The following is a 12,627-nucleotide window of genomic DNA, read 5'->3' on the forward strand; positions in this document are numbered from 1 at the left end:
AAAATGCAATAGTTTTTCTAATAAAATTTTTAACTTAGTAAAAAAGTATAAAAACAGCACATTTCTTCTATATAAATATAATTTCTCGCACCATCAAGAGCTACTATCCCTACGTAGCTCATACTCAAATAAAAAAAGCTTTGGAGAAATCTCCAAAGCTTAGTCTTGTTTATGACGCATAGCAGGGAATAATAATACATCACGAATAGATGGTGCATTCGTTAACAACATAACAAGACGATCAATACCAATTCCTAGCCCACCTGTAGGAGGCATACCGTACTCAAGAGCTTCAATATAATCATCATCCATCATGTGAGCTTCATCATTACCTTGTTCGCGCTCTTTTAATTGCGCTTCAAAGCGTTCTTTTTGATCAATCGGATCATTTAGCTCAGTGAATGCATTTGCATGTTCACGTGCAACGATAAATAATTCGAAACGATCTGTGAATCGTGGATCTTCGTCATTCTTTTTCGCAAGTGGCGAAATTTCTACCGGATGACCGTAAATAAATGTTGGTTGAATTAATTTATCTTCTACTTTTTGTTCGAAGAATTCGTTTATAATATGACCAACTTCCATCGTATCCTTAATACCTACATTATGTTCTTTTGCAAGTTCACGCGCTTCTTCTACACTCATTGGATTCCAGAAATCTGCTCCAGAATGTTCCTTGATTGCATCTACCATATGAAGACGTGTCCATTCTGGTTCTAGATTAATTTCATAATCACCATATTGGATTGTTGTTGTACCTAGTACTTGCTTCGCAATATGCGCAACCATATTTTCTGTTAGTTTCATAATATCTTTATAATCAGCATACGCTTCATATAATTCAATCATTGTAAACTCTGGATTATGACGAGTTGATACACCCTCATTACGGAATACACGACCGATTTCATAAACTTTTTCTAATCCACCCACAATAAGGCGTTTTAAATGAAGTTCAATTGCGATACGCATATATAATTCCATATCTAACGCATTATGGTGCGTAATGAAAGGACGCGCGGAAGCTCCACCTGCAATTGCATGCATCATAGGTGTTTCCACTTCAAGATAACCATTGTCATCTAAGTATCTTCTCATTTCACGAATGATTTTACTGCGAGTAACGAATGTTTCACGGCTTTCCATACTTGTGATTAAGTCTAAGTAACGTTGACGATAGCGTTGTTCAACATCTTTTAATCCATGATATTTATCCGGTAATGGACGAAGAGATTTCGTTAATAGTGTAAAGCCCGTTGCCTTCACCGAAAGTTCTCCCACGTTCGTTTTGAACACTTTACCTTCAATACCTACTAAATCACCTAAATCTGCTGTTTTAAATAATTCGTACTCTTCATCTCCAACAGCATCTTTACGAACATAAATTTGAACTTGTCCATGTAAATCTTGAATATGTGCAAATCCAGCTTTTCCTTTACCGCGTTTTGTCATAATACGACCAGCGATAGAAACAGAGATTTCTTTCTCTTCTAATTCTTCTTTAGAGAACTCTCCATATAAGCTTAATAAGTCATTTGTTGCATTTGTACGTTCAAATCGTTTACCAAACGGATCGATTCCTTGCTCACGTAAGTTATGTAACTTTTCACGACGAACAAGCAATTGGTCGTTTAATTCTTCGTGGTTCATGTTATCCATGGTATTGATATCACTCCAGCTCTATTAATTTTTACAATATATACAGTATAGCATTTTCTACTCAACTAGAAAAACTGCCAGCAACTAGCTGGCAGTTCTTCTTTCTTTCACGTAATTATAGGAAGTGTATAGAAGAATGTCAATCTTCCCTATCTATTATTAACCAACGTGAATTGTTTGCTGTTTCGCTTCTACTTCTTCTACAAATGCACCTAATACATTCGCAAGGTCCTCACGCGTATTACAAGCATTGATACCATTACGTACAGTTGCATTACCACGAACACCCTTTAAATACCAGGCTGCATGCTTTCTCATCTCTCTTACAGCGACATTTTCGTTCTTTAAATCGATAAGACGATCTAGATGCAACATACATACGTCAATTTTCTCACGCACTGTCGGTTCCGGCATTAATTCACCTGTTTCCAAATACTTTACCGTACGATAAATCATCCACGGGTCCCCAAGGGCAGCGCGACCAATCATAACACCGTCTACACCAATTTCATCAAGCATACACTTTGCATCTTGTGGCGTTTCGACATCACCATTTCCGATAACCGGGATATTTACAGCTTGCTTTACTTGTTTAATAATATCCCAATCCGCTTTCCCTTCATACATTTGTACTCGTGTACGTCCATGAACCGCTACTGCTTGTCCGCCAGCACGCTCAACAGCTTTTGCATTCTCAATTGCAAAAATATGATCTGCATCCCAACCAATACGCATCTTAACTGTAACCGGCTTTTCAACAGCATCTACAACTGCCGCTACCATTTCATATATTTTATTTGGGTCTAAAAGCCACTTTGCTCCCGCGTCACACTTAATGATTTTCGGTACTGGGCAACCCATATTAATATCAATAATGTCTGCTGTCGTATATTTATCTACGTATTTCGCAGCATCTACAAGAGTTTCTTTCTCTCCACCAAAAATTTGTAAACTTAATGGCTTTTCTCTTTCATCAATATATAACATATCTAATGTTCTTTTGTTATTAAGTAATATCGCTTTATCACTTACCATTTCAGCACAAACTAAACCTGCACCAAATTCTTTTACTGTTAAACGGAATGCAGAGTTACACACTCCCGCCATCGGTGCTAATACAACCGGGTTTTTCATCTCAATATTTGCAATCTTTAACACTCGACTTACTCCTTCCTTCATAGTCACTTCGGCATTAATTCCTCCACTGAAACCTTTAATGCCTTAGCAACTTCCACTACAAAATCTTGGGAAGGCGATCGATTCCCTCTCTCAACTTCACCTAAAACAGATACAGATACCCCTAACTCTTTCGCAAAACCTTCTTGTGTATAACCTTTTAGCTTTCGAAAAGCGCGAATGCGTCTTCCCCATTTTTCTGCTTCCATACCGTTACTCCCTCTCGCCTTTTCATTTCTTCTACTTGTGAACGTAAAATGTTTTGTTTTATATCTTGATTAATCTCTAACAACGGAACGATAACAAAAGCTCTTTCGAACATCCGCGGATGCGGAACAATAAGATTCTCTGCTTCAATATTTTCTTGATTATATAGTAAAATGTCAAGGTCAATGGTCCTCGGACCCCATCTAATTTCCCTTTTTCTTCCTAAATCATTCTCTACTCTTTGTGTAATTTTCAATAATTCTTGCGGTGATAAATTGGTAGAAATTTTTATAACTAAATTTAAAAAGCAACTTTGGTCAGTATAGCCAACTGGCTCTGTTTCATATACAGATGAAATATCGTTAACTTGGATATACGGGTTTTTGTTTAAAAACTGAATCGCTTCAGTTAAATACGTATAACGTTCTCCGATATTTGAACCTAATGCAATGTAAGCTATATTATTCATGGACGTTCTCTCGTAATTTCCACTGCTACAGCACGATAATGCCCAGGTATCGGCGGATCTGGTTTAATTACTTTAATTGTACAACGGAAAATACTCTCATATTGTTTTAATATATCTGCAGCAATATTTTCAGCGATACTCTCTACAAGCTTATACGTTCTATCTTCAACAACTTTTCTACATAACTCGAAAAGCTCTCCATAATTGACAGAATGCTCTAAGTCATCACTTTCTCCTGCCTGTTTCAAATCCAACTCCACCGTTAAGTCCACTTTAAATCTCTGACCCAATTTATTTTCCTCTGGGAATACACCATGATAACCGTAAAACTCCATATCATGAACATAAATTTTATCCAATTACTTTACCCCCTTACCAATCATCGCATCCATCATCTTAGCCATACGTGCCATTTCCTTCACATCATGAACACGAACAAACTCACAACCCTTTTCAATGCCGAGACAAACGGTAGCTCCTGTTCCCTCAAGACGTTCCTCTACCGGTAAATCTAACACATGTCCAATAAAGGACTTTCTTGAAGTACCTAAGAGAACTGGATAACCCAGTACGTTTAACTGTTCTAAATTACGCATCGCTTCTAAATTTTGTTCAGGTGTTTTAGCAAAACCGATGCCTGGGTCTAAAATGATATTCTCATCTCGCACCCCAGCATCTTTAGCAATTTTGATGCTTTCATATAAATCAGCAATCATATCAGCCATTAAATTGCGGTAATTCATGTTATCGCGATTATGCATCAAGATAATAGGTACATCATAATGAGCTGCAACTTCAGCGATTTTTGGTTCCGCCTTCGCTCCCCAAACGTCATTAATAATATGAGCGCCAGCTTCGATTGCTTGTTTTGCAACTTCAGCTTTATACGTGTCGATAGAAATAGGCAATTCCACTTCTTTTGCAACCGCCTGAATCATCGGAACAACTCGCTTTATTTCTTCTTCCACCGATATTTTAGCAAAACCCGGGCGAGTAGATTCACCGCCGATATCAATAATATGAGCACCTTCATCTCGCATTTCTTTCGCATGGCGCACCGCAGCCTCTGCCTCGTTGTAACTCCCACCATCAGAAAACGAATCTGGTGTTACATTTAAAATCCCCATAATTAAAGTTTTTTCATTTAAGTTCAATGTATATTCGCCGCAGCGCAAATCATAATCCCACTTCAAACTACACATCTCCTCTTCGCAATTCATTTCTGCTCCACAATTTCTCTCTCTGCATTTCATAAAGACTCATAAACCTTTTTGTAACCATACCTACTTTACCCGGGAAATCTCGTCCCTCTATATGATAAAGCGGGACAATTTCTTGAATCGAGTTTGTTACGAAGACTTCATCAGCTGAAAGTAATTCATCTTTTGTAAAGAAACCTTCCTTCACTTCGATGCCCAGCTCTTCAGCAACCTTTATAATAAACGCACGAGTGATACCATTTAAAATCCCTGTTTTTAGCGAAGGTGTATACAAAATATCACCTTTCACGAAAAAGAGATTCGAAACAATACCCTCTGCAACATAACCTGTTTCAGTAAGGAAAATACCTTCCTTATTCACAACATTTCCAATTTCACGTTTCCCTAAAATGTTATTTAAATAATGATGAGACTTTAAGCGAGACGCACCCTCTGGTGTATTTCGCACTTGTTTTAAAACAACCCCTTCTTTTTCCACTACGTCTTCGGGGGCTGCTAAAGGTTTTATAAAAACAATAACAGACGGCTCGTCATACATTTCCGTTTGCAATCCAATTTCATCTATACCCGCTGATACATTAAAACGTACATATGCATGCTCTAATTCATTCTTAACGAGTAAATTCTTCAAAATAAGCAGTACTTCATCTTTCGTCATTGTCCATTTAATTTGCAATGTATCCAGTGCATCTATTAAACGGTCATAATGATCATCCAATAAGAAAGGATGACCATTATAAATACGAAATGTCTCAAAAACTCCAAGACCATATAAATAACCATGATCATAAGGAGAAATTCTCGCTTCACTTGCTTCTACATACTCACCATTTACGTAAATTAACACGATGTCACACTTGGGCTGTATTTACGAATGAAATTCTGCAACAACTCTTTCCCGTGGGAAGTCATAATTGATTCTGGATGGAACTGTACACCTTCAATCGGTAATGTTGTATGACGGAGCGCCATAATTTCCCCTTCTTCTGTCCAAGATGTTACCTCTAAGCAATCAGGTAACGTCTCTTTCTTAACGATAAGGGAATGATAACGTGTCGCAGTAAACGGATTAGGGATATCCGAAAAAATCGTCTTTCCGTCATGATGCATAAGCGACGTTTTCCCATGCATTAAGCGCTCCGCACGTATAACCTCTCCGCCAAACACTTGTGCAATGGATTGATGTCCAAGACAAACCCCAAAAATCGGAATCTTTCCAGCAAAGTATTGAATAACCTCCATACTAATACCTGCTTCATTAGGACTACACGGACCTGGCGAAATCATTAAAAAGTCTGGTTTCATATTCTCAATATCTGAAATAGTCACTTCATCGTTACGTTTAACAACAAGCTCTTGTCCAAGTTCTCCAAGAAACTGCACTAAATTAAATGTAAAAGAATCATAATTATCAATCATTAATATCATTTCTCTCACCTAACCGTTTCTTCGCTACGTTCTTTTGCACGCCATAAAGCAATCGCCTTTTTTAACGACTCTTTATATTCATTTTCCGGATTCGAATCAATTACAATTCCCGCCCCTGCTTGTACATGCGCTTTTCCATCTTTAGCAAGCAGTGTTCTAATTACAATATTCAATTCTGTATCTCCAGAATAACCCATCCACCCGATTGAACCTGTGTAAATCCCTCGACGAACAGGTTCTAATTCTTCAATAATTTCCATCGTACGTATTTTCGGAGCACCAGTAATTGTTCCCCCAGGGAATACAGCCTTCACTAAATCAAAAGCATCTTTATCTTCTTCCACCTCACCACGCACATTAGAAACAATATGCATAACATGTGAGTATTTCTCAATTACCATAAATTCATCTACTTCTACAGTGCCATATTTACAAACACGCCCTAAATCATTTCGTTCTAAATCCACAAGCATGACGTGCTCTGCTCTTTCTTTTTCATTCTCAATTAATTCTTTTGCTAATTCTTCATCCTCTTGCTCATTCGCCCCTCTAGATCTCGTTCCAGCAATCGGTCTTGTACTTACTTCGGTTCCCTCTTTCTTAATTAGCAACTCTGGCGATCCACTAACAATTTGAAAATCCCCGAGCTCCAAGTAACCCATATATGGAGATGGGTTAATCTTACGAAGACTTGTATAGATTTCTAGTGGGTGTGTTTGTAACGTTCTTTCTTGCCTTGTCGACAAGTTTACTTGGAACACATCACCAGCCCCAATATATTCTTGAATACATTCAACCGCCTTCATAAAACTTTCTTCTGTAAAAGCAACTGTTTCACTTTTCTCTTCAGGGCATGCGAAAGGTATATTCACTTCTGGCGCTTCTGTCGCCCAAAGAATCTTCCATTCATTTAATCGCTCTTTTGCCTCTTCATGCTTATCTACATAATGTGTAATAATCCATAATACTTTTTCTTTTTGATCATAAACAAACACATCATCAAATAATAAAAAGAATATATCAGGTATATTAATGTCATCCTCCGCATGGGAAGGGAGTTTTTCAATATAACGGATGCAATCATAACTAAAGTAACCAATTGCACCACCTTGAAATGGAGGGTATTCCGGATTATAGTCCGTTTTCCATCGCTCCATATATTCCTGCATTAAATCTAATGGGTTTCCTTGTTTTATTGTTTCCTTACCACTTTCGCTTATATGTAACGTTTCACCCTTCCCTCGGATTACCGCTACTGGGTTCAACCCCACAATGTTATAACGACCGCCACGTCCACTCTCTAACAAAATATGTTGCGGTTTATCCTTAGAAAGAAATTTATACTGCTTAAAGAAATCTAACTGATATGGAATAGAAAGCGCTAAAGATTTTCTTCGTTGCATATCAACACCCCGTCTTCTTTTATCCCACCCTCTTAGATTAACCACCTCAAACTACATTCGTTATATATATAAAGTGGTTATACTCGAAGGCTAGTGAAAATAAATTAATTATACTACCTCTTATTTTACATGAAGTTTTCTAGTCATTCACTCTTTTCCTATTTCCAATCCAAAAAGAAAAAGCATCCTTTTCAAGGATGCTTTTTCAATCACATATAATTAAGACTCAAATTGATAAAGCGGTGTACTTAAATAACGTTCACCGTTACTTGGGATAATAACAAGTACCTTTTTCCCTTTACCTAACTTTTTCGCAATTTCTGTTGCTGCATAAATAACTGCTCCAGAAGAGATACCCACTAAAATACCTTCCTCTTTAGCCACTCTTCTTGCATATTCAAATGCTTGCTCTGCTTTTACTTGAACAATTTCATCATATACCTCTACATCCAATGTCTCTGGGATGAATCCCGCACCGATTCCTTGGATTTTATGTGGACCAGGTTTCCCACCAGATAGTACTGGTGAATCCGCAGGTTCTACTGCATAAATTTTAATATCTTTATACGCTTCCTTCAGCACTTCACCAGCACCAGTAATCGTTCCACCTGTACCAATACCTGCAATAAACGCATCTAATTGGTCACCCATTTGTTCAACAATTTCTGGCCCTGTTGTTAAACGATGAATTTCTGGATTCGATTGGTTTTTGAACTGTTGTGGTATAAAGTAGCCATGCTCTTTTGCTAATTCAGTCGCTTGACGAATCGCTCCACCCATTCCTTCAGGCCCTGGAGTCAATACTAATTCCGCACCGTAAGCACGTAATAAATTACGACGCTCAATACTCATTGTTTCTGGCATTACTAAAATTGCCTTATATCCTTTAGCGGCCGCTACCATCGCTAAACCAATTCCTGTGTTACCACTTGTTGGCTCAATGATTGTATCGCCTTCTTTTAATAATCCTTTTTTTTCAGCATCTTCAATCATAGCTAATGCAATACGATCTTTAACACTGCTCCCTGGATTCATAAATTCTAATTTTAAGTATATATCTGCGCTGTTTGATTCTACGATGCGGTTCAACTTAACGATCGGCGTTTTCCCGATTAATTCTGAAACTGATTGTGCCACTCGCATTCCTGTCACTCCTAACACCGAGTATTTTTATTGGTTTTATCTATATTTAGATTTTGTCAGAAAATTCCCTGTTTGTCAATCTATTTAGAGGGTGGATTCCCTCACTTCCCTTATTACAAACTCTCAATTAAATTTGTAACATCTTCTTTAGAGAACTTGTATCGCTCATTACAGAAATGACAATGAACTTCTGTCTCTTCTTCTTCTTCGCGAATTTGCTCTAACTCTGTTTTACCTAAACTAATTAACACACTCTCAATACGTTCGCGTGAGCATGTGCAATTAAATTGAACATCCATCGTTTCTAACACTTTCACTTTATCTTCTCCAAGAACTGCATACAGTAACTCTTCTGGAGAAAGCCCTTGTTCAATTAACGTTGATACAGGAGGAATCTTCTGCAAACGATCTTCAATGAATGAAATTGTTTCTTCCTGTGCACCTGGCATAATTTGAAGGATAAATCCACCTGCCGCTAATACGCTGTCATCTCCATTCACAAGAACGCCAACTCCTACAGAAGAAGGTGTTTGCTCAGAAACTGCAAAATAATACGTGAAGTCTTCCCCTAATTCTCCTGAAACAATTGGAGATTGACCAATAAACGGCTCACGCATACCAATATCTTTAATTACTGTTACAAATCCCTCAGTACCTACCGCTTGATATACACGTAATTTCCCTTGTTCCGTTCCTTCAAAATCAACATGTGGATTCGTTACATAACCACGTACATCCCCATTTGCATGAGCATCTACTAAGATAGGACCAATCGGACCATTACCTTCTACCTTAATCGTTAACTTTTGGTCACCTTTTAACATCGCGCCCATCATTGTACCTGCAGTTAAAGAACGACCAAGTGCCGCCGAAGCTGTTCTCCATGTATCATGACGTCTTTGCGCCTCACTTACTGTGTTTGTAGTACGCACACTATATGCACGCACTTCTCCATCAAATGCTAACGCTTTTACTAAATAATCTTTCATACTCATTTATTCACCTTTCTCATGCTGTAAATTTGCATTACGCTCGTATAACATATACAAACCTTTTAATGTTAAAAATGGATCTACAACGTCAATTACATTCGATTCTTCTGAAATTAATTTCGCCAATCCACCTGTTGCAATAACTTTCGGTTCTTGTTTAGCTTCCTCTTTCATACGCTTAACAATACCTTCCACTTGTCCAACATAACCATAAAGAATACCAGATTGCATTGCACTTACCGTATTCTTTCCAACAACACTGCTTGGTTTTGTAATTTCAATACGAGGAAGTTTTGCCGCTCTACTATATAAAGCCTCTGCTGAAATCATAATTCCCGGCGTAATAACTCCACCCATATAATGCTTTTCTTCGTTAATATAACAATATGTAGTAGCCGTACCGAAATCGACAATAATAAGCGGACTTCCATACAAGTGGATTCCTGCTACCGCATTTACAATTCGGTCCGCGCCTACTTCACGTGGATTTTCATATTTAATATTTAGCCCCGTTTTTATTCCAGGACCTACTACAAGCGGTTTAATTTTAAAATACTTTTCACACATGCGCTCTAATGCAAACATAATTGGTGGTACGACTGAAGACACGATAATACCTTTCACATCTTCAAACGAAAGACCTTCATGCTCAAGCAACTGCTTTACAAGCATTCCATATTCATCTTCTGTCTTATGACGATCTGTTTCCATGCGCCAATGTTGACGAAGTTCCCCTTCTTCAAACACGCCTAGCACAGCATTTGTGTTCCCTACATCCAATACAAAAATCATATTCTCACCACTTATCTTATTTAATCTATATTTGTGCAGTATGTATAAAACTTATAAAAACATCATATCACACATACTTATATAATCAGCTTTTCTATCCTCATCATTTTACAAAAAGATTACGCTCTATTTCAATTTTTAATACCAGATTTACTTAAATTTTTTTCTACTTCATTTCGTTCCACAAATAAAAAAAGGAGTGACCATCGTCACTCCTTCATCTCTTACTTATCTTCTGATTCTTCATCGTCCTTCTTCATATTGATGTTTACTTTCACATCATCTGAAGATGTTGGACGCTCTGGCAATCTGCCGTAATCATATAAATGATTGATTTGCTCTGCATCTAACGTTTCTACTTCAAGTAACGTTTTCGCAATAATATCTAGCTTATCACGTTTTTCAGTAAGAATTTGTTTCGCGCGAGCATAACATTCTTTTATAATAGTTTGCATTTCCACATCGATTTCATGTGCAATTGCATCACTGTAGTTTTGTTCTGAATGGAAGTCTCTTCCTAAGAACACTTGACCACCTTGTGAGCTACCGAATTGCATCGGTCCAAGCTTATCACTCATACCGAATTCCGTAACCATACGTCTTGCAATACCAGTCGCACGTTGGAAGTCATTGTGAGCACCTGTACTTGCTTCACCAAACACAATCTCTTCAGCTACTCGACCACCAAGTAAACCAGTGATTTTATCAAGTAACTCTGGTTTTGTCATGAAGTAACGATCTTCTTTCGGAAGCATTACTGCATATCCACCAGCTTGACCACGAGGGACAATTGTTACTTTATGAACGATATCTGCTTCATCAAGGACAACACCAATTACAGTATGGCCAGCTTCATGGAATGCAACGATATTACGTTCTTTTTCAGAGATAACACGACTTTTCTTAGCTGGACCTGCAATAACACGATCCGTTGCTTCATCAATGTCACTCATATCAATTTTCTTCTTATCTTGACGCGCAGCCACTAAAGCAGCTTCGTTTAATAAGTTTTCAAGATCCGCACCAGAGAACCCTGGTGTACGAGTTGCAATTGCTCTTAAGTTGATATGATCATCAAGCGGTTTATTACGAGCATGTACTTTCAGCACAGCTTCACGGCCATTTACATCTGGACGATCTACTGTAATTTGACGGTCAAAACGACCTGGACGTAATAATGCTGGATCAAGAATATCAGGACGGTTTGTTGCAGCGATGATAATAATACCTTCGTTTGCACCGAATCCATCCATTTCAACAAGTAATTGGTTCAACGTTTGCTCACGCTCATCATGGCCACCACCAAGACCTGCGCCACGTTGACGTCCTACCGCATCAATTTCATCAATGAAAATGATACAAGGAGCATTTTTCTTTGCATTTTCGAATAAATCACGTACACGTGATGCACCGACACCGACGAACATCTCTACGAAATCAGAACCACTGATAGAGAAGAATGGAACGCCTGCCTCACCTGCAACGGCACGTGCTAGTAAAGTTTTACCTGTACCTGGAGGTCCTACTAATAGAACACCCTTCGGAATACGGGCACCAACTTCAGCGAACTTACGAGGATCTTTCAAGAATTCAACTACCTCAACAAGCTCTTGTTTCTCTTCATCCGCTCCAGCAACATCTCTAAAACGAACTTTTTTCTTTTCGTCATTATATAACTTCGCCTTACTTTTCCCGAAGTTCATAACACGGCTACCGCCGCCCTGAGCCTGGTTTAATAAGAAGAAGAATAAAATGAAGATAATGACGAACGGAATGATAGAAGTAAAGAACGTTACCCAAGCACTTGTTTCTTCTGCTGGTTGATACTTAACTTCAGCACCTTGCGCTTTGTCATTAATTTTCTTTTGTAATTCCTCAGTATTTGGTGCATAAGTAACAAATTGTTCTCCTTGGCTAGAGTTGTTAAATTGTCCTTTTACCTCAAATACACCATTTTTCGGTTGAAGTTGCACATTACGCACTTCACCTTTTTCTAGTTTAGTAATGAATTTATCGTAGCTAACTGATGTCGTTTTTTGTGTCGAACCATTAAAATAGCTCACGATTCCAATTACTACTAGGAATATCAGTAAATAAAAGATGGTATTACGGAAGATACGATTCATTCCTAACCTCCT

Annotated in this window: 13 protein-coding genes; all 13 read right to left on the reverse strand. The window is 38.0% G+C overall.

The window, feature by feature from the left end:
* Positions 1–159: 159 nt before the first annotated feature.
* The 13 genes from lysS to ftsH all read right to left on the reverse strand — a co-directional run bounded on the left by lysS (position 160) and on the right by ftsH (position 12,615).
* Positions 160–1,659, reverse strand: coding sequence for a lysine--tRNA ligase (lysS, locus tag QCI46_RS27030; RefSeq protein ID WP_000369672.1), 1,500 nt, complete (start codon positions 1,657–1,659; stop codon positions 160–162).
* Between the two features lie 159 nt (positions 1,660–1,818).
* The gene (dusB, locus tag QCI46_RS27035) at positions 1,819–2,817 is read right to left on the reverse strand and encodes a tRNA dihydrouridine synthase DusB (protein ID WP_353841799.1); all 999 of its coding nucleotides are present in this window, start codon (positions 2,815–2,817) and stop codon (positions 1,819–1,821) included.
* Positions 2,818–2,840: 23 nt separating this feature from the next.
* Positions 2,841–3,044, reverse strand: a complete 204-nt coding sequence (locus QCI46_RS27040; protein ID WP_000387029.1) for a helix-turn-helix domain-containing protein — start codon at positions 3,042–3,044, stop codon at positions 2,841–2,843.
* Entirely contained in the window at positions 2,996–3,511 is a 516-nt protein-coding gene (gene folK / locus QCI46_RS27045; RefSeq protein ID WP_353841800.1) for a 2-amino-4-hydroxy-6-hydroxymethyldihydropteridine diphosphokinase, read from the reverse strand. Before folK ends, QCI46_RS27040 begins: the two co-directional genes overlap by 49 nt.
* A complete protein-coding gene (folB, locus tag QCI46_RS27050; protein ID WP_000358076.1) occupies positions 3,508–3,870 on the reverse strand; it encodes a dihydroneopterin aldolase in 363 nt (120 codons plus the stop codon). Before folB ends, folK begins: the two co-directional genes overlap by 4 nt.
* Positions 3,871–4,731, reverse strand: a complete 861-nt coding sequence (gene folP / locus QCI46_RS27055; RefSeq protein WP_353841801.1) for a dihydropteroate synthase — start codon at positions 4,729–4,731, stop codon at positions 3,871–3,873.
* Complete coding sequence (pabC, locus tag QCI46_RS27060) at positions 4,706–5,578, reverse strand: aminodeoxychorismate lyase (protein ID WP_353841802.1); 873 nt, start codon at positions 5,576–5,578, stop codon at positions 4,706–4,708. The genes folP and pabC overlap by 26 nt, the downstream gene beginning before the upstream one ends.
* Positions 5,572–6,159, reverse strand: a complete 588-nt coding sequence (pabA, locus tag QCI46_RS27065; protein WP_000602298.1) for an aminodeoxychorismate/anthranilate synthase component II — start codon at positions 6,157–6,159, stop codon at positions 5,572–5,574. Before pabA ends, pabC begins: the two co-directional genes overlap by 7 nt.
* 5 nt (positions 6,160–6,164) lie before the next feature.
* Positions 6,165–7,562 carry an aminodeoxychorismate synthase component I gene (gene pabB / locus QCI46_RS27070; protein WP_353841803.1) on the reverse strand — a complete coding sequence of 466 codons (1,398 nt, stop codon included), beginning with the start codon at positions 7,560–7,562 and terminating at the stop codon, positions 6,165–6,167.
* Between the two features lie 219 nt (positions 7,563–7,781).
* Positions 7,782–8,705: a cysteine synthase A gene (cysK, locus tag QCI46_RS27075; protein WP_001261726.1), complete on the reverse strand. Its 924-nt coding sequence runs from the start codon at positions 8,703–8,705 to the stop codon at positions 7,782–7,784.
* Between the two features lie 113 nt (positions 8,706–8,818).
* The gene (gene hslO / locus QCI46_RS27080; RefSeq protein WP_327960063.1) at positions 8,819–9,694 is read right to left on the reverse strand and encodes a redox-regulated molecular chaperone HslO; all 876 of its coding nucleotides are present in this window, start codon (positions 9,692–9,694) and stop codon (positions 8,819–8,821) included.
* Positions 9,695–9,700: 6 nt separating this feature from the next.
* Positions 9,701–10,489 carry a type III pantothenate kinase gene (locus QCI46_RS27085; protein WP_000578367.1) on the reverse strand — a complete coding sequence of 263 codons (789 nt, stop codon included), beginning with the start codon at positions 10,487–10,489 and terminating at the stop codon, positions 9,701–9,703.
* Positions 10,490–10,713: 224 nt separating this feature from the next.
* Complete coding sequence (ftsH, locus tag QCI46_RS27090; RefSeq protein WP_001079657.1) at positions 10,714–12,615, reverse strand: ATP-dependent zinc metalloprotease FtsH; 1,902 nt, start codon at positions 12,613–12,615, stop codon at positions 10,714–10,716.
* Positions 12,616–12,627: the final 12 nt, after the last annotated feature.

It is taken from the genome of Bacillus cereus group sp. RP32 (assembly GCF_040459735.1).
Classification (GTDB): domain Bacteria; phylum Bacillota; class Bacilli; order Bacillales; family Bacillaceae_G; genus Bacillus_A; species Bacillus_A wiedmannii.